A 22,015-nucleotide genomic window follows, 5' to 3' on the forward strand; every position below is an offset into this window, starting at 1 on the left:
ATTCAATAATCAGAAGTTACAGTTAAGCCTTTGAGGATAGCTACACCTGCACTTGCTCCAATTCTAGTCGCGCCTGCTTTTATCATATTCTGTGTGTCCTCGGTATTCCGTACCCCTCCTGAAGCTTTCACGCCGATAGATGGTCCTACAGTTTTTCTCATTAACTCAATATCCTCAATGGTTGCCCCGCCTGTAGAAAATCCCGTAGATGTTTTAACATAATCTGCTCCAGCTTTAACCGATAGTTCACAAGCACGGATCTTCTCTTCTCTTGTTAACAGACTTGTTTCAATAATCACCTTTGTTAATGCCTTCCCCTTCGCAGCTTCTACAACGGCTCGAATATCTTTTTCAACAAGTGAATCATTTTTATCCTTCAATGCGCCGATATTAATAACCATATCTACCTCATCAGCGCCGTTTTCTATTGCATTTTTTGTCTCAAAAGCCTTTGTCTCTGGCGTCGATGCACCTAAGGGAAATCCGATTACGGTACAAACTTTTACACCGCTTCCTTTGACATGTTCTTTCGATGTACTAACCCATGTAGGATTTACACAAACCGAAAAAAATTTATGCTCGATTGCCTCTTGGCAAAGTGTTTCTATTTGCTGCTTTGTTGCCTCTGGTTTTAAAAGTGTGTGATCAATCATTGCAGCAACGTTTGAAGTAGCCATCTTGTGTACTCCTTTCGATTTCCGTTCTAATTTATCTAATCCATAAACATTTAGAAAGAATGATGCTACTAACGTTAGGTTACCCTCAAAAGTACAAAAAAAAGGACCAAATTAGGTCCTTAAATGGCAGCTTCTTCATTTACCAATAGTTCTTTTAGCGACATATGATCCTCAATAACACGGACAAATTGGCCTTCATTATATGGGTAACCAGCCTTCGAAATTTTTACCTTCACTAATTTACCAATCAAATCTTCGGTTGCAGGGATGACTACCTTTAAATAATTATCAGTGTATCCTACATACCTACCTGTGCTGAATTCCTCTTCAGGAATGATCTCTAATAATTGATTTTCAAATTTCGAAGAATATTCCTTAGCTAATTGATCTGAAAGGGCAATCAAACGATGAACACGGTCATTTTTAACGTCTTCGTCAACTTGATCCTCCATGCGTGCCGCAGGTGTTCCTGTACGCTTAGAATATGGGAAGACATGAAGCTCAGAGAATTTATGCTTATTAATAAAATCATAAGTCTCCATAAACTCTTCTTCCGTTTCACCAGGAAAACCAACTATCACATCAGAGGTTACCGCTAGGCCTGGTAGCACTTCTTTTAAACGGTCTAATCTTTCACCAAAGAATTCCATCGTATATTTACGGCGCATTCTCTTTAGGACAGTATTTGAGCCTGATTGAAGCGGGATATGCAAATGACGAACAATAATATTCGACTGTTTAATCACTTCTACTACCTCATCGGTAATTTGGCTAGCTTCTATAGAGGAGATACGGAGTCGTGCTAACCCTTTAACTCCAGCTTCTAAATCACGGAGTAACATGGCAAGATTATATTCCTTCATGTCTTCACCATAACCGCCTGTGTGAATTCCCGTCAGGACGATTTCTTTATAACCCGCATCCACAAGCTGTTGGGCTTGGCGAATGACTTCTTTTGGATCGCGTGATCTCATTAATCCGCGCGCCCAGGGAATAATACAGAAGGTACAAAAGTTATTACAACCCTCTTGAATTTTTAACGAAGCACGAGTTCGATCGGTAAACGCTGGAACATCAAGTTCTTCGTATACACGATTTTTCATAATATTACCTACACCATTGATTGGCTGGCGCTCCTGTTTATACTGTTCTATATACTCAAGCATTTTCACACGATCCTGTGTTCCAACTACAACATCAACACCAGGAATTGCCATGATTTCAGCAGGAGATGTTTGAGCGTAACAGCCTGTTACACAAATCACGGCATCAGGGTTTTTACGAACAGCACGTCGGATGACTTGGCGACTTTTCTTGTCACCAGTATTGGTTACTGTGCAGGTATTAATAATATATACATCAGAGATGGATTCAAAATCCACACGTTCATAGCCTTCTTGCTTGAACAATTGCCAGATTGCTTCCGTTTCATAATGGTTAACCTTACAACCAAGTGTATGAAAAGCGACTGTTGGCATAATATTCACCTCAATAATTCAAAATGGTAGGAAATTGCCCCAAGAGCATATAAGGGAGCTGTCTCCGTTCTTAATATACGCGGTCCTAATCCACAAAGAAAGAAACCGTTTTCCCGTAAAACTTGGACTTCATCATCAGTTAATCCGCCTTCAGGACCAAAAACTAATAGCAAGGAATCACCTGGGTTCATTTTTTGGAGCGTGCTTGAGAAAATTGAAGTTTCGCCACTTCTGCTTTCCTCTTCAAAGGCAACTAACTTATAATGATAGTTTTTACTTTTTTCAAGTAGAACTTTAAAGCTCATCGGATTAACTACATCAGGTAAGAAGCTTCGATGCGATTGTTCAGCAGCTTCTTTGGCAATTCTTTGCCATCTTTCTACTTTCTTGGCAGCCTTTTTTTCATCCCATTTTACAACAGAACGACGAGCAGTGAATGGGATGAATTCATGGGCACCAAGCTCGGTTCCTTTTTGAATAATCCATTCAAGCTTGTCCCCCTTAGGTAATCCGCTAGCGATTGTTATCGTAATAGGTAGCTCTGAAATCTCATCTTTCCATTGTACAACGTCTGCAACAACTTGTTCATCGGTAATTTCTGTAATTCTGCAAATGGCCGATTTACTATTTGGGTCGACGCAAATAATTTCATCTCCAGTTGCCATGCGCATGACCTTGCTAATGTGATGGCGATCTTCCTCATCAATGAAAAAACGATTATCCTTTGCTCGTTGTTTAACAAAGTAGCGTTGCAAAAGATGCACCCCTTTAGACATTTTTACTTTTTTGTAGATCAAACGAGAAAAAAGGGGTTGTTTCCCCCTTTTCAATTATATCCTTTTCGCGATTATTGCAACCCAATCTTCCATTAAGATCGTTTCAGTAATTTCGAAGCCAGAAGCAACTAACGCCTCTTTTACTAGATCTTTTTTCTGTTGGATAATCCCTGAGGCAATGAAAGAACCCCCTGGTTTCACAACCTTGGCTACATCATCGGTAAATCGAAGGATAACCTCGGCAAGAATATTTGCAACAACCACATCTGCAGAGTTTTCTTCTACACCCGTAAGTAAATTATTTTGGGAGGTTACGACACGGTCGTTCACTTTATTAAGCTTAATGTTAACCCTTGCTGTCGTGACGGCAATTTCATCAAGATCAAAAGCCCGAACATCTTCTGCCCCAAGCATCGCTGCAGCAATACTTAGTACGCCTGAACCAGTTCCAACGTCAATTACTCTGTCTCCAGCACGAACCGTTCTTTCGAGCGATTGGATGCACATGACAGTCGTTGGGTGTGTCCCAGTCCCAAATGCCATACCTGGATCCAACTCGATAATTAATTCATCACTACTCACTGGAGTATATATTTCCCATGTGGGAACAATGGTAAATCGCTCAGATATTTTAACAGGATGATAATACTTTTTCCATGCTGTCGCCCATTCTTCTTCATTTACTTCACTGATCGTCACCTTATTTTTCCCAATATCGATGTTATGGATTACAAGGTTAGTAATAGATTCTTTAACCGCATCTACCGTTTCACCTAAGAAACTGTTTACTGGTAAGTAGGCTTTTACAATTACGCCTTCTTCAGGGTAATCATCTGGATTGAGTTGGTAGATTTCCCCGAATTGATCCTCTCTTTCCTTAATAAGTTCAAAAGGATCTTCAATAACAACACCGCTAGCACCAGCCTCGTGTAAAATATGCGATATTGGTTCAATCGCTTCGTTTGTAGTGTGGATACTAATTTCTGACCACTTCATTCTACCAACTCCAATCCTTCTACTCGCCTTTAAAGGCTCGTTTTACTTTTGAGAAAAAGCCCTCTTCATGTTCACCAATCGGTGAAGTTCCACTAAGTTCAGCAAATTCCCGAAGAAGTTGCTTTTGTTTATCTGTAAGTTTTGTTGGGGTAATTATTCGCACAATGATATGCTGATCACCTACACCATAACCACGCACATTTGGAATGCCTTTACCCTTTAAGCGGAATTTAGTTCCTGTTTGAGTCCCGCTAGGAACCTTAACCTTAACTTTCCCATGTAAGGTTGGTACTTCAATTTCAGCCCCTAGTGATGCCTGAACAAATGTAATTGGCATTTCACAATAAACATCATCGCCATCACGTTCAAAAAATTCATGCTCTCGTACATGGAAAACAATGAAAAGGTCACCAGATGGACCACCGTTAATACCCGCCTCGCCTTGACCAGTCACTCTAAGCTGCTGGCCGTCATCGATTCCTGCAGGAATTTTCACATGAATCTTCTTCCGTTTATTCACACGGCCGTTACCACCGCAGGTCGAACATTTATGTTTAATATCTTTTCCAGTTCCATTACAGTGGTTACATACGCGGCGATTTACAATTCGGCCAAATGGTGTATTTTGCTCCACATTTAACTGGCCTGTACCATGACAATGCTTACACGTCTCTGGTTTGGTACCTTTCTTTGCACCAGAACCATCACATGTTCCACATGTCTCTTCACGCGGGATTTCAATATCCGTTTCTTTCCCGAATGCAGCTTCTTCAAAAGAAATGGTCATCGTATATTGAAGGTCAGCACCTTGTCTCGGTGCATTCGGATCACGTCTTCGCGAACCTCCGCCTCCGCCAAAGAAGGTATTGAAAATATCTTCAAAACCGCCAAAACCACCGCCAAAATCTCCTCCGCCACCAAAACCCTGGTTTGGATTAGCATGGCCGAACTGGTCATATTGTGCTTTTTTCTGTTCATCGCTTAAAACCTCATAAGCCTCAGCGAGTTCTTTAAACTTATCCGCCGCATCTGCCTCTTTATTAATATCAGGATGATATTGTTTAGAGAGCTTTCGATAGGCTTTTTTAATTTCATCCTTAGAAGCGCTTTTACTTACACCGAGCACTTCATAGTAATCCCGTTTACTCATGATTACCACTCCCGAATCTGTCACATAGAGACTATTCTAACACCTTTTACAAGGTTAATGCAATGAAAAAGCCAAAGTCCTAGAGTCTGACTTTGACTTTTTCTGTAGATACATCAATTACTTTGAAAAATGATAGTCTAGCTTACGCTTTTTCTTATTTCTCGTCTTTAATTTCTTCAAATTCTGCATCGACAACATTGTCATCAGCAGCACCTGCAGAACTTCCGCCATCTGGACCTTGTGGACCTTGGCCGCCTTGCGCTTTAGCAGCTTCTTCATATAACTTAACTGTTAATGCTTGAACGATTTCTTGTAATGCATCCTTTTTAGCACGGATTCCATCAAGTTCATTTTTCTCAATCGCTTCTTTTAAGGCATCTTTCGCTTCATTTGCTTTAGCAATTTCAGCCGCATCTACCTTATCTTCAAGGTCTTTTAATGTTTTTTCTGTTGTAAAGACCAGTTGGTCAGCTTCATTACGAATCTCTACTTCTTCTTTACGCACTTTATCGGCTTCAGCGTTTTCTTCCGCTTCTCTCACCATTTTTTGAATCTCCTCATCAGAAAGACCTGTAGAAGATTTAATTGTAATTTGCTGTTCTTTATTTGTACCAAGATCTTTAGCACGAACATTTACAATACCATTTTTATCAATATCAAAGTTAACTTCAATTTGCGGTATGCCACGCGGTGCCGGCGGAATATCAGTTAATTGGAAACGGCCTAGTGTTTTATTATCATTTGCCATTGGACGTTCACCTTGAAGCACGTGAATATCAACTGCCGTTTGGCTATCTGCTGCTGTTGAGAAAACCTGTGACTTAGAAGTAGGAATCGTTGTGTTGCGATCAATCAATTTTGTAAACACGCCACCCATTGTTTCAATACCAAGTGAAAGTGGTGTAACGTCTAATAATACGACATCTTTAACATCACCAGTGATTACGCCACCCTGAATCGCTGCACCCATAGCTACCACTTCATCCGGGTTAACCCCACGGTGTGGCTCTTGTCCTGTTGCCTTTTTAATCGCTTCTTGAACAGCAGGAATACGTGTTGAACCACCAACAAGAATAACTTTATCTAATTGAGACGGGCTTAGACCAGCATCACTTAATGCTTGACGAGTAGGTACCATTGTCCGCTCCACAAGATGATTAGATAATTCATCAAATTTTGCTCTAGATAATGTTACTTCAAGGTGAAGCGGCCCAGCTGCTCCAGCAGTGATGAACGGTAGAGAAATCTGTGTTGAAGTTACCCCAGATAAATCTTTTTTCGCTTTTTCAGCTGCATCCTTTAAGCGCTGTAAGGCCATTTTATCTTTAGAAAGGTCAATTCCATTATCTTTTTTGAATTGTTCTACTAAATAATCAATAATAACTTGGTCAAAGTCGTCTCCACCTAGACGATTATCACCAGCTGTAGATTTTACTTCAAAAACACCATCGCCTAGTTCAAGGATAGATACGTCAAAAGTACCACCACCAAGATCGTATACGAGAATAGTTTGATCTTGATCTGTCTTGTCTAAACCGAATGCAAGTGCTGCTGCAGTAGGCTCATTGATAATACGCTCAACTTCAAGACCAGCAATTCTACCTGCATCTTTTGTAGCTTGACGCTCAGCATCATTAAAATATGCTGGAACGGTAATAACTGCTTTTGTTACAGGCTCACCAAGATAGTCCTCAGCATAAGATTTCAAGTATTGTAGAATAATTGCAGACATTTCTTGTGGCGTATAGTTTTTACCTTCTGCCTCCACCTTAAAATCTGTACCCATATGACGTTTAACAGACATGATGGTGTTAGGATTGGTAATTGCCTGGCGCTTTGCTACCTCACCAACTTGACGTTCACCGTTTTTAAAAGCAACAACAGATGGTGTTGTGCGGTTTCCTTCTGGATTAGGAATTACCTTTGGTTCCCCACCTTCAAGTACAGAAACACATGAGTTGGTTGTTCCAAGGTCAATACCGATAATTTTACTCATTTCCTTTTCCTCCTAAATTATGTAGGTTTATTGATTCACTTTAACCATTGCCGGACGCAGAACTCGATCTTTTATCATATAACCTTTTTGAAATTCTTCCGTCACAATATTTGAACCATAGTCTTCGTCTTCACCTTGCATTACCGCTTGATGGAAATGTGGGTCAAATTCCTTACCAACTGCTTCAATTTGTTCAACACCTTCGCTTTTCAAGGCATCAATTAAACTGCGATAAACCATATCCATCCCTTGAAGAAGTGACTTAGTTTGCTCATTATCTGCATCCAGTTTTAAGGCTCTTTCAAAGTTATCTAATGCTGGAAGCATATTAGCAGCTAATTTTTGTGCTCTATATTTTTCACTCGCCTCGCTGTCTAATCGAGTACGACGGCGAAAATTATCAAAATCCGCTTGAAGTCTTAGATAACGATTATCTGCTTCTTCTAACTTATTGATAAGCTGTTGAATCTCTGCATTATGGTCTTCATTATTTGACTCTTCGCCATTACCTTCATTCGCTTCCTCTTCTTCGGCAAAAACAGTTTCTACTGTTTCTTCCTCGGTAAGTTCAGCCTGGTCATTCATTTCAGTATTCAACTCTTCATTGATTGTGCTATTTTTATCTTTTGTCAACTTACTCACCTCCCTTAAAGGCATTTAAATTATTTATTAAATAAATTATTGTCATGGAAAGAGGGGTGAAATAAGATTTCACCCTTTGTGAACTCCAATTCGTCCACACTTACTCAATATTTCCACCACTAATATTTTTGATACAAGTTTGTTAAAACAGAAGTTAAATCCTTGCTTAAAAACTGTAGCAAACTAATTACACGGGAATATTCCATTCTTGTTGGTCCAAGGATTGCAATTGTTCCCAGTTTTTCTGAACCAACCGAATAGGCAGCTGTTATTAAACTGCAATTCTCCATCGCACTATTATTGTTTTCTGTGCCGATTTTCACATTAATACCCGCTGAGTCATTTTTGATTAAATTATAAATCCATTCTTCCTGATCAATCATTTGCAGAAGTCCGCGGATTTTGCTTACATCATGGAACTCAGGCTGGCTTAGCATATTTGTCTTTCCGCCAAAAAAGAGTTGTTTTTCATTTACTGGCATTTTTAACGAGTCGGCAATGGTATGCAACATTAGATCGTAATTATGAATATGCTGCCTTAACAACATCGCAACTTCTTTATAGATTTTATCGTTCAAATCTTCAAGATGCACACCGGCTAAACGTTCATTTAGGATATTAACTGTTTTCTCAAGATCACTCACATCCACTGTAGGCGGTAAATGAATTGTTCGATTTTCAACGTGTCCAGTATCTGTAACGAAAATCGCAACCGCAGTTTCTCTGTTCAAAGGGATAATTTGAATTCTTTTCAGCTTATTGACACTTGCAGCTGGTCCCAAAACAATCGATGTATAGTTGGTTAGTTCGGATAAAATTTTTGCTGATCTTTGAATTATTTTTTCAAACTCATAAATTTTCTCAGCAAAAATAGATTGAATGATCGAAACATCCTTTGTATTTAACGCTTGAGGCGCCAGCAAATGATCCACATAATATCGATATCCCTTTTCAGAAGGAATACGCCCTGAAGAGGTATGGGTTTTTTCAATATATCCCAGCTCCTCAAGATCAGCCATTTCATTTCGAATGGTTGCAGAACTAAATGATATCTCTTCTTTTTTCGACAAACTCCTTGAGCCGACAGGCTGTGCAGACCGAACAAAATCATCAACAATAACCTGAAGAATCAATAATTGACGATCTGTTAACACCATTCATCACCTCTGTTAGCACTCACGGAAGTCGAGTGCTAATTATATTAATAAATTATCAAAAATAGTGGGATGCTGTCAATCATTTGATGTTATCAAAAATGATTGAAATACCTCATTTCCCAATAATCGCCCTGTTTTTGTTAAATATATATGATCATTTTCAACCTTTAACCACTTTTTACCAACTAAATCCGTGATTTCTTTTTCAAAAAATTGCAGTGGATCCTTGTTAAACCTCTGGATAAATCGAGGGATTGAGACTCCATTCGCTATTCTTAAACCTAAAAACATTTCTTCTTCCATCTGTTCAGCAATAGTTACTTCATGTTCCTGGAAAACAGGAAGATGCCCATTTTCAATATGTTGCAGATATTTATTTAATGGCCCAGCATTGGAGCGCCGTTTGCCATTTATATAACTGTGAGCACCTGCTCCAAATCCATAATAATAGTTATTTAGCCAATACGTAAGGTTATGCTTACTTTCATAGCCTGGCTTAGAAAAATTACTTATTTCATATTGCTTAAATCCGTGTTTATCCATTTCCTCCATCAGGAGTTCATACATTGCTGCTTCAATATCCTCCCCCGGTGTAGGAAGTTTCCCTTTTTGCATCAGGTTGTAAAAGACGGTTTTTGGTTCGATTATTAATGAATAGGCAGAATAATGATTGATATCGAGTGAAAACGCCGCTGTTAATGACTTTTGAAAATCAGTGAGCGTCTGTGATGGAAGACTAAAAATTAAGTCGATACTAATGTTCTCAAAACCTACAGCTTTTGCATTATCTATTGATTGGTAAACATCCTTCGCACGATGGACACGGCCAATCTTTTTTAAGAGATCATCATTAAAGGTTTGCACGCCTATGCTAAGTCTGTTCACACCAGCATCCCTTAGTATTTGTAATTTTTCTTTTGTTAAATCTCCGGGATTTGCTTCAAACGTAAATTCATTGTTTTTCCCCAATGGCAGATGTTTGTTGATACTTTCACAAAAACGGTATAGCTGCTGCTCATTTAATGAAGTAGGAGTCCCACCACCAACAAAAATTGTTTCTAGCTTTTCTGTAGGAAATTCACGCATAGTTAAAATCATTTCCTGCTCTAATGAAAGTAGGTAGTCATCTACCGGCTGCCCTTTTAGAAACACTTTATTAAAATCACAATAATGGCAAATATGTTCACAAAAAGGAATGTGCAGATAGGCAGCGTTAATCATTTGTATACACCTTCTTTTCTAATAACAAAAAGAGGCAGGATTTCGCCTGTAATTAGACTTGTCCATACCTCCTGCTAGTTTTTTACTTTTTGGAATTGGAATCATCCATCTTTAAGACTGCCATAAAGGCTTCTTGCGGAACCTCGACAGAACCAACCTGTTTCATCCGTTTTTTACCTTCTTTTTGTTTCTCTAGCAATTTACGCTTTCGGGAGATATCTCCACCGTAACATTTAGCTAAAACATTTTTACCCATCGATTTAATCGTCGACCTAGCAACAATTTTTTGTCCAATCGCTGCTTGAATAGGGACTTCAAATTGTTGTCTTGGAATTAATTCCTTCAATTTTTCAACAATTGCTTTTCCGCGTTCATAGGCAAAATCATTATGAACTATAAAGCTTAATGCGTCCACTTTTTCCGAATTTAGCATGATATCCATTTTAACCAATTTAGAGGTTTGGTAGCCGATAAGTTCGTAATCAAAAGAAGCATAGCCCCTTGTGCTTGATTTTAATTGATCAAAGAAATCATAGACAATTTCAGCCAATGGGATTTCATACTTAATACCTACACGATTTTCGGCTAAGTACTCCATATCCATGAAATTACCGCGCTTTTGCTGACAGATTTCCATAATCGTCCCAACATATTCATTTGGAGCCATCATTGTGGCTTTAACATACGGCTCCTCCAAGTGATCAATCTTTTGTGGGTCTGGCAGGTTTGACGGGTTATCCACTTTCAATTGTGTGCCATCTGTCATATAGACATTATAGATTACACTTGGTGCAGTCGTAATTAAATCAATCTTGAATTCCCGTTCAATCCGCTCTTGAATAATCTCCATATGGAGGAGCCCTAAGAATCCACAGCGGAAACCAAAACCAAGCGCTTGGGATGTTTCTGGTTCAAATTGAAGTGATGAATCATTTAACTGAAGTTTTTCAAGGGCATCACGTAGATCATTAAATTTAGCCGTATCAATGGGATACAAACCACAATATACCATCGGATTAAGCTTTCGATAACCTGGAAGCGCCTCTTTCGTACCATTCTTAGCATTGGTAATTGTATCCCCGACGCGTGTATCTCCGACGTTTTTAATTGCAGCCGTTAAGAAGCCTACATCACCAACGGATAACTCATCACGCATTGTCGCTTTCGGGGTAAATACTCCGACCTCGTTTACTTCGAATTCTTTGCCGGTTGCCATCATTCTAACCTTATCCCCGACTTTTATGGTACCTTCAAAAACGCGAATATAGGCAACAACGCCACGATATGCGTCGTACAAGGAATCGAAGATCAGTGCTTTTAATGGAGCCTCAGGATCACCTGTTGGTGCAGGGACTTTTTCCACTACCTGCTCAAGTATATCTTCTATCCCGATTCCTGCTTTTGCCGATGCTAAAACAGCTTCAGAAGCATCTAAACCGATAACTTCTTCAATTTCGCCGCGGACTCTCTCTGGATCCGCACTAGGAAGGTCAATTTTATTAATAACCGGCAGGATTTCAAGATTGTTGTCGAGGGCAAGGTAGACATTCGCTAGTGTCTGTGCTTCAATTCCTTGCGCTGCGTCAACTACCAAAACAGCCCCTTCACAAGCGGCAAGACTTCTAGATACCTCATACGTAAAATCGACGTGTCCTGGTGTATCGATCAGATGGAAGGTATATTCTTCACCATCTTTTGCTTTGTAGGTTAACTGAACGGCGTTTAACTTTATCGTAATCCCGCGTTCTCTCTCAAGATCCATTGAATCTAAGAGTTGCTCTTTCATTTCGCGGGAAGTTAATGCATTGGTTTTTTCTAAGATACGGTCAGCCAATGTTGATTTCCCGTGGTCAATATGGGCAATGATTGAAAAGTTTCTTATTCTCGATTGTCGTTTCATTCTTTCTTCTTTGTTCATGTTGTTCACTCCTACTATAACTCACACATGTAAACTATTTTTGATTATATCAGTACACCTTTCAAGATTCAATTAAAAACAAAAAGCGGAAGCGCCCGTTTAGCGACGTATGGACTGGAGCGCTCCGCATGAGATAAAGGAAACACGGAGCTATAGTCGATTCGATGTTGACTTATCGTAAGGAGGAGAGCGAAGTCCACTAGTCGCTGGGCGCTGGAGCTAGATTCAAAAAAAATTATCATTTTACCGTAAAATAGCGGTACCCTTTAGAGGTACCGCTTTGGATTGTTTATTCTGTGAAAAGATTAATCATTTTTTCTAATGATTTCGCTACCCCATCAGATATACTCTTTCCCATGGTTGAGAAAAAATTATACGCGCTCATTTCTTCAAGCTTCCGTTTTTTATCGTCGATGTTGTGGCTCGAAATCTCTTTTCCGAGAAAAGTTGCGCTTAATTGCTTTTCATTTTCATCTATGGCAATGGCTTTTTGGAAATTTATGTCTTCATAGCCCTTCATCTTATGGATACCTTCGTTTGCCAACTGCATCCCAGCTAAAACTATAAAGAACATCATTCCGGCAACAAATATGGATTTTAGCATAAATATCTTCATAACCTTGCTCCTAAGCGTCTATTGTTCATCCGCTGGCTGCTCGACCTCATAATTTACTTTTTCTGCTTGCCAAAAGTATTCACTAAAGACATCTGCAAGCGCATCAGCTGAACGATTTAATTCTTCAAACGTATTATCAACGCCACCAAATTCGATTAATAATGCATTCTCGGAAAGGTTCTGATTGTAGACACCATTTTGGCCGCTACCTTGGTTCATCATAACCCCATAGCTTATCCCTTTATATTTTTCTTCCAATAATTCATGAAGGTCTTTGGCTAACTTTAGATTTTTTTCATAGTTAGGATTTTTTCCTCCAACTACAAAAACAAGTTGGGCATAGGGCTTTCCATTAATTATCGGAGTTGTTTTATCTTTTCGGCGGGCATCACGATGTATATCGATAAAATAGTCTAAATCACGATTGGAAGCCATCGCTGACTTTACTAATTCTCCTGATTTCGAATACGTATTAGCCATCTTTACAGTGCCCATCACATCAAATTTATCAACAGAAGTCCCAATTCCTCTTTCCTCTAAGCTTTCTTTTAAATAATCTCCAATTTTTGTTACATTTACTTGTGAATGATAGGCAAGATTAGGGTCCTTTACCCCTTTTAAGTAAGGTAAATAAGACTCCTGATTATGTGTAAAGTAGAGGTGAACAACCTTTTTAACTCCAGTTGTAAGTGAAGGCTGTGGTGGCTTTTCTCCGCTTCCGCTATTCTCAATTTCTTCTAAATTTTGTAGTGCTGCCTCTCGCTCCGCTTTCATAATTTCAAGCGGCGGAGAAGACTCCGTTGGCATATTTGTATAATTTGAGCCTTCTCCTGCGACAACAATCTTCCCATCAAACTGATAAAACCCAGGTAGTTCTCTTCCTAACAGACTTCTAGGATCGTCTAAATTGATATTGCTCGTTAGCTGAAAAATTAGGCTTGTAAGTTTAGGACTCGCAGTTAAGTCCTCTTCAACCTTTAAAAAATGATGATTCTCCCATGCCATTAATTGATAGAGCAATTTCCCGTTCACATCACTTGTCGCTGTGTTCACGGACGATGACATAGGTCTATACTGGGGCTTTAATGAGGTTAACAACCCGCTAATCGAAAACACCAAAACGATAAACAATAAAAGTGCCGAGATAATTTTAATGAGATTTGTCCCTTTTACGATTACAAACATTCCAGGAGTCCTAGCAATTTTCATGGTTCCACCTCGCAATTTGATTCTAGTAAATACTTATGACATTACTAGAATTGCTAGAACCATTATTCTATTTTCCGAGGACCACACTGTCATCAAACTATTTTATCTCTCAAGGGAACGATTCTTCGAGTATCGTTACCGTTGACCGCCCTAATTCCCCCTCAAAGGAACGATTCGAAAAAAATGCCCTCTAAAAAAGAACTTACCTTGTATAGAAACCTGCATTATCCTGGTTAACAGCTGTGTGGAGTGAGGAATTTAACCCGTTAGCAATTAAGTTTGCCATATCCTCTATAAAAACATCTACTTCCTTTGGTGTAACCATTAAATTATGCCCGATTGGCGCTAGCACCTCATAAATCAACTTACGTTTTTCTTCATCGGACAATGTTCCTATCATTCCCAAAAAGGTCTGGCGCTGTTTCTCATCTGGTAAGTCTTCATCCGTTAGCTTTCTGCGTTTTCCAAAGGACATCCCAGCAGGTGCAAGTGATCTCGAAGGGCGATTTCCCTCCTTTAATTCCTTGCCAAAATGCTTTAAGATAAAGTCAATCGTGTCGCTCGTTATGGACACGGCATCAACAACGGTTGGCACACCAATAGCAATAACAGGGACACCAAGTGTTTCCTTACTCAATTCTTTTCTTTTGTTTCCAACTCCTGAACCGGGATGAATACCCGTATCAGAAACCTGAATCGTCGAATTTACCCTTTCAATCGATCTTGCTGCTAATGCATCAATCGCAATCACAAAATCCGGTTTTGTTTTTTCGACTACACCAAAGATAATGTCGCTCGTTTCAATCCCCGTTAATCCCATTACACCAGGCACTAAGGACCCAACGGAGCGATAGCCCTCCTCAACATTTTCAGGCTGCAATTCAAACAAATGCCGGGTAATTAAAAGGTTCTCACATACCATTGGACCAAGCGCATCAGGGGTTACATTCCAATTCCCAAGACCAACAACAAGGCATTTGTCATCTTTTTTAATTCCTGTGCCCTCTAAAAAGTGCGAAAACTCCTTAGCAAAAATCTCCTCTACCTTATGTTGCAATTCCGTGTCCTGCTGCCTGATCCCTTGGACTTCAACCGTTAAATACCTTCCAGCCTTTTTCCCAAGCTGTTTTGCCCCCTCGTCTGTAACCTCCACAAGTGAAACTTTAATATCATCAACATCTTTTTCTTTGATAATGACTCCTTCAATTTGAGAAAGATTCTCCTCCTGATGAACACCTTCTCGCCCTGCAATGACCATTTCCCTAGCCTCTATTGCCAAGTCCGTTCGAATCGAGTACTTGCTTAAATCAATATTCTCATTTTTCATTTATGTCGCCCCTATCTGAATTTCTAATTAGAAACTATTCCCTATTTTTGCCCCTTTTCCGCTAAAACATTCAAGATATTCATTCTTAAAAAATAATCTAGTATTGCAATATAGGCTTTCGTTTGATAAAATATCTCTTGTTCTGAATTATTATTTATGAATGTAAAGTCGAGTTCATATAAGTCTCGATTCTCTGTAGGAGGTGAAAGTAATGCCTAACATTAAATCTGCTATTAAGCGTGTAAAAACTACTGAAGCTCGCAATGCTCAAAACACTGCAGCGAAGTCTTCAATGCGTACTGCTGTTAAAAAAGTAGAAGCTGCGATTACAGTAAACGATGCTGCAACTGCTAAAGAAAGTTTCGTTTCAGCTGCAAGTAAATTAGACAAGGCAGCTTCAAAAGGTCTTATCCACAAAAACGCTGCTGCACGTAAAAAATCACGTCTTGCTAAAAAAGCTAACGCGCTATAATACGAGCCCGTAAAAAAACGATTCCTTGTTTAGGAATCGTTTTTTTGGTGCTGTTAAAAGAAATAATAAAATAATTTATTTTGGATAACTTTGAAATAGTTATCTGAATCCAGCTCCACAAGAGTAAGCTTCGGGAGCGAAGCATCGCACGAAAGAAAAGCGGTAGCTTTTCTGAGGAGCGCCCAGCGACTAGTGGACTTCGCTCTCCTCCTTACGATAAGTCAACATCGAATCGACTATAGCTCCGTGTTTCCTTTATCTCATGCGGAGCGCTCCACAAGGAAGGCTTCGGCAGCATAATCATCGCACGAAGAAAAAGCGGTAGCTTTTTCGAGGAGTCCATACGTCGCTAAACGGGCGCTTCCGCCTTTTGTTTTTTATCTTTTTAATTTAAACAATAGCATTTCAACGAGTAAGGACTTGTTCATGCCCCCAGTTTTCATTTGGTAGTCGGCATCTGCAAGTAAGGTCATCAAGTTGGTCAATTCTTCATCAGTGAATTTATTTGCTTGTCCAGCTGCTAATTTTACCCTAAATGGATGGGTTTTCAGGTAGCCAGCAATTTGCTGCTGTCCATAGCCTTTTCTTGAAAGCTCCTTCACCTGATAAATGAGTCGAAATTGCCCAGCAAGCAAAGCAAGGATTTTGATGGGCTCCTCATTTTGTTTTAATAAATCATAATAAATTCTTAAGGCATCTTCAAGCTTACGCTGTACTACTTTTTCAATTAAGGTAAAAATGTTTTGCTCAAGTGATCTTGCTACTAATTTCTCTACTAATGCACTATCAATTTGTTTTTCTTCCGCTGCATATAAAGCTAGTTTATCGACTTCATTGGTAAGCATAAACATGTTTGTGCCCACAAGGGTAATTAATAACTCAAGAGCATCAGGGGCAAATACAATCCCATTTCCCTTTGCTCTATCCTTTATCCAATTCTTTAGTTCATACTCATTAAGCCTTTTTGCTTCAACTATTTGAGCCGTTCTTTTTATTTGTTTTGTAATTTTCTTTCGTTCATCAAGCTTTTCATATGGAGCAGAGATAACCAATACAGTGTATGGCGCTGGCTCCTTTAAATAGGCTTCAAACTTTGCAATATTGTGGTCAATCTTTTCTTTCGTCTTTTCTGCAGTTAAGAATGATGGATTATGTAAAAAAATCACTTTTTTTTCACCAAAAAACGGAAGGGTTTCTGCATCTTCCAAAGCCGCGTCAATCGGAGTTTCCGTTAAATCATACGTGCTAAAGTTAAAATCCTTCTCTTCCTCATTTAAAACTGTATTTAAAAGCAACTGCTTCGTTTCGTTTATTAAAAACGCCTCAGTTCCATATAATAAATAAACAGGAGCAAATTCCCGTTTCTTAATTTGTTTCCATATATCTAATACCATTTGTCCAAGCTCCCTCCGTTCACTTACCACATACCTATCGTAAAGAAGCTTGGACATTTTGACAAGTGTTTAAAGGGAATTGACGACTTTTCGAACAAGCGCCAATTCCCAATCTATGATGAACGCCGGTAACATAAAGCCCTAGGATCTTTAATTACCTGGCGGAGTTCCTTGTGTAAGATTAGTGTCACCTTATTGGATTAAAGTATTTGTGTAAACTCTTGTCAAATGAGGAAAGCAGATGGATGTATGCTGGATTTTTTCAGCCAAATAGCTTATACTAAAATGTGATATAGGAGGGGTAGCTTGTGAATGAATTTGAAAAAAATGTGCAGAGTAAACGTAACGATTTAATTGATTCAGGGATAGGGTTTGTCGTTTCTTTTGGTTTTTTTGCAACCATATTTATTATTGGAACGGTCATCAGTGTTATTGGTTCTTAATGAGCGTTACATATTATGTTCTCGAAGACTACATAAAAACATGTAGTCTTTTTCATTTTCCTTAGTGTTTATATGGGTATCCTATGGCAGAAAGACTGAAAAGGTTCCTTCCTCCTGATAAAATCGGTATGTGATTGCCCCATGCTTATCGGTACGGTAAACCGCAATCGAGTTTAACCGTTCTAACACTTCATAATGAGGATGACCATAGCGATTTTTTTCACCAGCAGATAGTAAGGCAACCTTTGGTTTTATCTGATTAATAAACCTTTCGCTTGTCGATGTTTTACTCCCATGATGACCTGCCTTTAAAACATCAATAGTCATTTGCGGATATTTCATTATTATATTTTCTTCTCCTGCTTGGTCAAGGTCACCGCCAAAAAACCAGTTAAGTCCTCCTGCTTGGGCAAAAATAGCAATCGATCCGCTATTTCGCTCACCTTCATAATTTTTTTCAGGCGCAAGGACATAGAATATTGTTTTCCCGCTATTCCATTGTCCTCCTTCTGATATCTTCACAACAGGAATTCCTTTTTTCCTAGCCAACTGAACGAGGGATTCTTCCGTTTCGGAGGGTTCAGCAACGGAGGGCATGACAAGTTGCCCGACTTTCAGTTCAGAGAGAATCGAAAAAGCACCGCCAATATGATCCATATCTCCGTGTGTAAGAATTAGTTTATCAATTCTAGTGATTCCTTCCCCTTTTAAAAAAGGGACGACTATATCCCTCCCAACCTCATATGGTTTTTTCTTACGTTTCCATTCTTCCTCTGGAAATGAAATCGTTCCTCCAGTATCAATTAGGTAAGTTCCTCTTCGAAAAGGAAGATCAATTAAAATGCTATCACCTTGTCCAACATCAATCATCGTTACTTCCCCAACGGGATTCAGCCAATTCCAGGTAGTCTGAAAAAGGAGTACGACTAGAAGCAAGGAAATTCCATGCTGCTTTTTCTTTTTATAGGGTTTAGCCTCCCAAATAAGAAAAATCACGAAAATCAATACCAAATATATTAGAAGAAAAAGTGCATTTGGCCTTCCAGGAATAAACTGGGCAAATGTAATCCTTGATAAATGCTCGATAAGTTCGTCGAAAACTTTGATTACGTTTATTAGTAATTTAATAAAAATATCAGGCAGATCCCCAAAGATCATTTGGAGGAAGAAGAAAATATACAGTCCTGGCAGATAGATAAAGGAAAAAAGTGGGATGTAGACAAGGTTTGCTACAATGCTTATAAAGGAAACTTCGAAAAACTGATAAAGTAAAATCGGCAATGCGCATAATTGGGAGATAACTGAAGTCACTAGCATAATTTGGAGATAGTTTGAATAACGCGGAAAAAGGTAGGTAGATGACAAGATAATCCCAAAGCTTACAGTAAATGATAATTGAAAGCCTGCGTCAAATATAATCATTGGCGAAAAAAATAAATAAATCATTAATACGAGGCAAATGGCATCAATTGGGATAAGTTTAAGCTGCCACTTCCATTTTATGCTTATTAAAACAAGGCAGATCATCATCGCAGCTCGAATGACGGAAGGCGACGCACCTGTAAGAATTACATAAATAGGAAGAAGAAAAAGGAGAAAGTTCATCATAAACTCCCTTGTTAATCCAAAACGGATACCAAGGTAAAATATCATGCCGATTAATAAGGAAACGTGAAGACCTGAAATTGCTAATAAATGAACGATGCCAGTTTTTTGATAATCGGATAATAAATCAGGATCAAGTAAACTTCGATCACCGAATATTAGAGCGGCTGAGAGGGAAGCAATTTCTGACGGGAATGTATTCTCGAGGTAGTTAGTTCCAGTAAAACGAAGCTGTTTAACGAGCATTAAGGGAGTTCTTTTCAAAGGAGAACAGCTATGAAGGGGATTTTCTGTTTCAAGCACCCAATAAGTTTGTTTTCTAGATAAATACAGGCTGTAGTTAAAGGCATTAGGATTTTTAGCAATAGAGGGTTTCGATAATTTTCCAGATACTTTACAAACATGTCCCAAAAAACTAGTTGCCTTTAGTCTCTTTTTCTCAGCCTCTGATTTTATTTTATAACGCAGCAGCAGCTTTTCATTAAATCTTTTATCACTTGCTATTACTTGAAGTAAATCGCCATCTATTCTTGTATTTTCCTTATACTCGAGATAGAAAATTGCGGTGGAATCAGGAATGGTTGTGGAATTTTTTGCTTCTGCCAAAATACCTACAAACATGAAAGATAAAAAGATGCAGAAAACGAGGCCCAACTGATGCTTTGTATAGCGTTTATTTTTGAATAAGAACATCAAGTAGATGACCATGAGCAAGAAGAAGGGAAGTAAAAAAACTAGCGCGGAAAGGACTCCTATTAATGCTGCAATTGCAAAATAAACATATTTGCCATTCATATAATATTCTCCAATTATCATAGCGCCAGTTTAAACCGGCGCTATGGTAGTGTTTTTGTGTTATTGTGTAATTTTACCAAGATCAATGATCGAATCCTTAAGGATTACCTTCTCAGTTCTTACATCCGCTTGCATGAATAATTCAATCGCATAGGGATGATTCTTATAATCCTCTGCATAATAAACTGTTTTAATACCCGCTTGGATGAGGGCTTTACAGCATTGCAAACAGGGAAAGTGGGTAACATAAATTTCTGCCCCAGTAGTTGGGACTCCAAATTTTGCACATTGCAGCAGTGCGTTCATTTCCGCATGAATTGTCCTAACGCAATGGTTATCAATTACATAACAGCCTTTGTCAATACAATGGTCCCCTCCTGCAATCGAACCGTTGTAACCGCCCGCAATGATGCGCTTGTCCCTAACAACGGTTGCTCCCACAGTTAATCGTGTACACGTGCTTCGTAATGCAAGCAAATGGCTTTGTGCCATAAAATACTGATCCCAAGAAATACGTTCCACTTTTCCAACTCCTCCAAATTTCAATCTTTATATAAGTGTACTGTTACACCCTTCTTATCGTCAATTACACATTTAATTGACACTAATCGAATCCTTTAGCTTTTCATAGGTTTTATCGCCTATTCCGCTAATATTTTTTATATCCTCGATTGTTTTAAAGGAACCGTTTAATTCGCGGTATTCAATGATTGCAGATGCTTTTGCCGGACCAATACCTGGTATGTCCTGTAATTGGGTCTCGTCCGCCTTATTGATATTTATTTTATCGCTTGAACCATTCTGTGTCATTGATCCGCCAGGTACTGCAAGTCCCTCCTCTCCCTTGGCAGGGATATAGATTACCATAGCATCTTGGACATGTTCAGCAAAGTTAACTTGGCTTACATCTGCATTTTCAGTTAATCCTCCAGACCGATTGATTACATCAATGACCCTTTCCCCACTGCTAGATTGATAAACTCCTGGCTTTTTCACTTGTCCTTTTACATCAACGATAATTTTTTCAGGTTCCTGTATTGTTGTTTGTTGTGTCTTTCCCTCCTCGATAGGAAAGCTATTTTCAATTTCACTAACAGTGGTGATGGAAGATGGTTCAGTTTCATTGATGAAAAAATAATAAATACCTCCTAATCCAAATATGGCTGCAACTAATACGTAAAGCCATTGCTCTTTCAACCAGTCTTTCAAAATGAATCCATCCTTTCTTATGGCATATTTTACTATCATTTTTCATAAGGTAATTAGAGAAACTGCAGGCGAAGGAGGGGCGGAAAATATGAAAATAGGTATCATTGGCACTGGGAATATGGGAAGGATTTTGGTGGAGGCTTTAATTGATGGAGATGCCGTTTTACCTTCTTCAATGGTGATAACGAATCGAACGAAACAAAAAGCGATAGTACTTAAAGATAAATATAAAAATTTGTCGGTTGAGGAAAATGCAGCAGAAGTTGCTTCTCGATCCGATTTAGTGTTTATTTGTGTAAAACCGCATGATGTCTATAAAATTCTTGATGAAATTAATCCGTATCTGACCCCAAAAAAATGTATTATCTCGATAACAAGTCCGATTAATACAAGTCAAATCGAAACAAAGGTTGCTTGTTCAGTGGTTAGGGCAATTCCCAGTATCACAAACCGGGCGTTAGCGGGTGTTTCATTACTAACATATGGAGAAAATTGCAGTGAGGTTTGGAAGACGAATGTGGCAAACCTTTTTACGAAGATATCAATTCCGGTAACGATTGATGAAAAAATCACACGAGTGGCGTCAGATATTGTTAGCTGCGGTCCTGCGTTCTTCAGCTACCTGCTCCAGCGCTTTATTCTTGCTGCTGTAAACGAAACGGAGATTGATGTAAATACAGCAACTGTGATGGCTAGTGAAATGATTGTTGGTCTTGGAGAGCTTTTAAGACAAGGGCATTATACCTTACCGTCTTTACAGGAAAAGGTTTGCGTAAAGGGTGGTATTACCGGTGAGGGAATCAAAATATTGGAGAGCGAGCTTGGTGATGTCTTTGAACATCTTTTTCAGGCCACTCATGAAAAGTTCCATGATGATTTACAGAAGGTTGGCTTGCAGTTCTCAAAATAATAATTCGCTATCTTATAGAAAACT

20 protein-coding genes are annotated in these 22,015 nt (G+C 38.9%); 3 read left to right on the top strand and 17 right to left on the bottom strand.

Annotated elements, in window-relative coordinates:
- Positions 1-2 precede the first annotated feature (2 nt).
- From deoC to gpr, 13 genes are all read right to left on the bottom strand, one after another.
- Entirely contained in the window at positions 3-677 is a 675-nt protein-coding gene (deoC, locus tag NSS81_RS04580; protein ID WP_342432360.1) for a deoxyribose-phosphate aldolase, read from the bottom strand.
- Between the two features lie 119 nt (positions 678-796).
- On the bottom strand, positions 797-2,155 hold the full coding sequence (gene mtaB, locus NSS81_RS04585; RefSeq protein WP_342432361.1) for a tRNA (N(6)-L-threonylcarbamoyladenosine(37)-C(2))-methylthiotransferase MtaB: 1,359 nt from the start codon (positions 2,153-2,155) through the stop codon (positions 797-799).
- A 5-nt stretch (positions 2,156-2,160) separates the two neighbouring features.
- Entirely contained in the window at positions 2,161-2,910 is a 750-nt protein-coding gene (locus tag NSS81_RS04590) for a 16S rRNA (uracil(1498)-N(3))-methyltransferase (protein ID WP_342432362.1), read from the bottom strand.
- A 75-nt stretch (positions 2,911-2,985) separates the two neighbouring features.
- Positions 2,986-3,927, bottom strand: a complete 942-nt coding sequence (gene prmA, locus NSS81_RS04595) for a 50S ribosomal protein L11 methyltransferase (RefSeq protein ID WP_342432363.1) — start codon at positions 3,925-3,927, stop codon at positions 2,986-2,988.
- A 19-nt stretch (positions 3,928-3,946) separates the two neighbouring features.
- The gene (gene dnaJ, locus NSS81_RS04600) at positions 3,947-5,077 is read right to left on the bottom strand and encodes a molecular chaperone DnaJ (RefSeq protein ID WP_342432364.1); all 1,131 of its coding nucleotides are present in this window, start codon (positions 5,075-5,077) and stop codon (positions 3,947-3,949) included.
- Positions 5,078-5,231: 154 nt separating this feature from the next.
- Complete coding sequence (dnaK, locus tag NSS81_RS04605) at positions 5,232-7,073, bottom strand: molecular chaperone DnaK (protein ID WP_342432365.1); 1,842 nt, start codon at positions 7,071-7,073, stop codon at positions 5,232-5,234.
- A 27-nt stretch (positions 7,074-7,100) separates the two neighbouring features.
- Positions 7,101-7,706, bottom strand: a complete 606-nt coding sequence (grpE, locus tag NSS81_RS04610) for a nucleotide exchange factor GrpE (protein WP_342432366.1) — start codon at positions 7,704-7,706, stop codon at positions 7,101-7,103.
- A 128-nt stretch (positions 7,707-7,834) separates the two neighbouring features.
- Positions 7,835-8,869, bottom strand: coding sequence for a heat-inducible transcriptional repressor HrcA (hrcA, locus tag NSS81_RS04615; protein ID WP_342433937.1), 1,035 nt, complete (start codon positions 8,867-8,869; stop codon positions 7,835-7,837).
- 78 nt (positions 8,870-8,947) lie between these two features.
- Positions 8,948-10,093: a radical SAM family heme chaperone HemW gene (hemW, locus tag NSS81_RS04620; RefSeq protein WP_342432367.1), complete on the bottom strand. Its 1,146-nt coding sequence runs from the start codon at positions 10,091-10,093 to the stop codon at positions 8,948-8,950.
- Between the two features lie 82 nt (positions 10,094-10,175).
- On the bottom strand, positions 10,176-12,011 hold the full coding sequence (gene lepA, locus NSS81_RS04625) for a translation elongation factor 4 (protein WP_342432368.1): 1,836 nt from the start codon (positions 12,009-12,011) through the stop codon (positions 10,176-10,178).
- Between the two features lie 289 nt (positions 12,012-12,300).
- Complete coding sequence (locus NSS81_RS04630; protein WP_342432369.1) at positions 12,301-12,627, bottom strand: DUF3679 domain-containing protein; 327 nt, start codon at positions 12,625-12,627, stop codon at positions 12,301-12,303.
- Between the two features lie 18 nt (positions 12,628-12,645).
- A complete protein-coding gene (locus NSS81_RS04635) occupies positions 12,646-13,836 on the bottom strand; it encodes a stage II sporulation protein P (RefSeq protein WP_342432370.1) in 1,191 nt (396 codons plus the stop codon).
- Positions 13,837-14,038: 202 nt separating this feature from the next.
- On the bottom strand, positions 14,039-15,163 hold the full coding sequence (gene gpr, locus NSS81_RS04640) for a GPR endopeptidase (protein WP_342432371.1): 1,125 nt from the start codon (positions 15,161-15,163) through the stop codon (positions 14,039-14,041).
- A 211-nt stretch (positions 15,164-15,374) separates the two neighbouring features.
- On the opposite strand from gpr, the gene rpsT reads away from it, so the two are divergent.
- Positions 15,375-15,635 carry a 30S ribosomal protein S20 gene (gene rpsT / locus NSS81_RS04645; protein WP_342432372.1) on the top strand — a complete coding sequence of 87 codons (261 nt, stop codon included), beginning with the start codon at positions 15,375-15,377 and terminating at the stop codon, positions 15,633-15,635.
- A 377-nt stretch (positions 15,636-16,012) separates the two neighbouring features.
- Here rpsT and holA read toward each other — a convergent pair whose 3' ends face one another.
- Positions 16,013-17,029 (bottom strand): DNA polymerase III subunit delta, encoded by a 1,017-nt coding sequence (gene holA / locus NSS81_RS04650; RefSeq protein ID WP_342432373.1) that lies wholly within the window; start codon positions 17,027-17,029, stop codon positions 16,013-16,015.
- Positions 17,030-17,337: 308 nt separating this feature from the next.
- Between holA and NSS81_RS04655 the strand changes: the two genes are divergently transcribed.
- Positions 17,338-17,472, top strand: coding sequence for a YqzM family protein (locus NSS81_RS04655; RefSeq protein ID WP_342432374.1), 135 nt, complete (start codon positions 17,338-17,340; stop codon positions 17,470-17,472).
- An 81-nt stretch (positions 17,473-17,553) separates the two neighbouring features.
- On the opposite strand, the gene NSS81_RS04660 is transcribed toward NSS81_RS04655, so the two are convergent.
- The 3 genes from NSS81_RS04660 to NSS81_RS04670 form a co-directional block, all read right to left on the bottom strand.
- Positions 17,554-19,872: a DNA internalization-related competence protein ComEC/Rec2 gene (locus NSS81_RS04660; protein ID WP_342432375.1), complete on the bottom strand. Its 2,319-nt coding sequence runs from the start codon at positions 19,870-19,872 to the stop codon at positions 17,554-17,556.
- A gap of 60 nt (positions 19,873-19,932) precedes the next feature.
- Positions 19,933-20,394 carry a ComE operon protein 2 gene (locus NSS81_RS04665; protein ID WP_342432376.1) on the bottom strand — a complete coding sequence of 154 codons (462 nt, stop codon included), beginning with the start codon at positions 20,392-20,394 and terminating at the stop codon, positions 19,933-19,935.
- Positions 20,395-20,466: 72 nt separating this feature from the next.
- On the bottom strand, positions 20,467-21,120 hold the full coding sequence (locus NSS81_RS04670; protein ID WP_342432377.1) for a helix-hairpin-helix domain-containing protein: 654 nt from the start codon (positions 21,118-21,120) through the stop codon (positions 20,467-20,469).
- Between the two features lie 49 nt (positions 21,121-21,169).
- Here NSS81_RS04670 and comER point away from each other — a divergent pair, with 49 nt between their 5' ends.
- On the top strand, positions 21,170-21,991 hold the full coding sequence (gene comER, locus NSS81_RS04675; RefSeq protein ID WP_342432378.1) for a late competence protein ComER: 822 nt from the start codon (positions 21,170-21,172) through the stop codon (positions 21,989-21,991).
- Positions 21,992-22,015: the final 24 nt, after the last annotated feature.

The organism is Neobacillus sp. FSL H8-0543 (assembly GCF_038592905.1).
In the GTDB taxonomy this organism is placed as follows: Bacteria; Bacillota; Bacilli; order Bacillales; family Cytobacillaceae; genus Neobacillus.

Bases quoted from the DNA above. Each gene is read 5' to 3' on its own strand.
- deoC (WP_342432360.1), bottom strand. From the start codon at position 677: ATGGCTACTTCAAACGTTGCTGCAATGATTGATCACACACTTTTAAAA.
- mtaB (WP_342432361.1), bottom strand. From the start codon at position 2,155: ATGCCAACAGTCGCTTTTCATACACTTGGTTGTAAGGTTAACCATTAT.
- prmA (WP_342432363.1), bottom strand. From the start codon at position 3,927: ATGAAGTGGTCAGAAATTAGTATCCACACTACAAACGAAGCGATTGAA.
- dnaJ (WP_342432364.1), bottom strand. From the start codon at position 5,077: ATGAGTAAACGGGATTACTATGAAGTGCTCGGTGTAAGTAAAAGCGCT.
- dnaK (WP_342432365.1), bottom strand. From the start codon at position 7,073: ATGAGTAAAATTATCGGTATTGACCTTGGAACAACCAACTCATGTGTT.
- hemW (WP_342432367.1), bottom strand. From the start codon at position 10,093: ATGATTAACGCTGCCTATCTGCACATTCCTTTTTGTGAACATATTTGC.
- lepA (WP_342432368.1), bottom strand. From the start codon at position 12,011: ATGAACAAAGAAGAAAGAATGAAACGACAATCGAGAATAAGAAACTTT.
- NSS81_RS04630 (WP_342432369.1), bottom strand. From the start codon at position 12,627: ATGAAGATATTTATGCTAAAATCCATATTTGTTGCCGGAATGATGTTC.
- NSS81_RS04635 (WP_342432370.1), bottom strand. From the start codon at position 13,836: ATGAAAATTGCTAGGACTCCTGGAATGTTTGTAATCGTAAAAGGGACA.
- gpr (WP_342432371.1), bottom strand. From the start codon at position 15,163: ATGAAAAATGAGAATATTGATTTAAGCAAGTACTCGATTCGAACGGAC.
- rpsT (WP_342432372.1), top strand. From the start codon at position 15,375: ATGCCTAACATTAAATCTGCTATTAAGCGTGTAAAAACTACTGAAGCT.
- holA (WP_342432373.1), bottom strand. From the start codon at position 17,029: ATGGTATTAGATATATGGAAACAAATTAAGAAACGGGAATTTGCTCCT.
- NSS81_RS04660 (WP_342432375.1), bottom strand. From the start codon at position 19,872: ATGAATGGCAAATATGTTTATTTTGCAATTGCAGCATTAATAGGAGTC.
- NSS81_RS04670 (WP_342432377.1), bottom strand. From the start codon at position 21,120: ATGATAGTAAAATATGCCATAAGAAAGGATGGATTCATTTTGAAAGAC.
- comER (WP_342432378.1), top strand. From the start codon at position 21,170: ATGAAAATAGGTATCATTGGCACTGGGAATATGGGAAGGATTTTGGTG.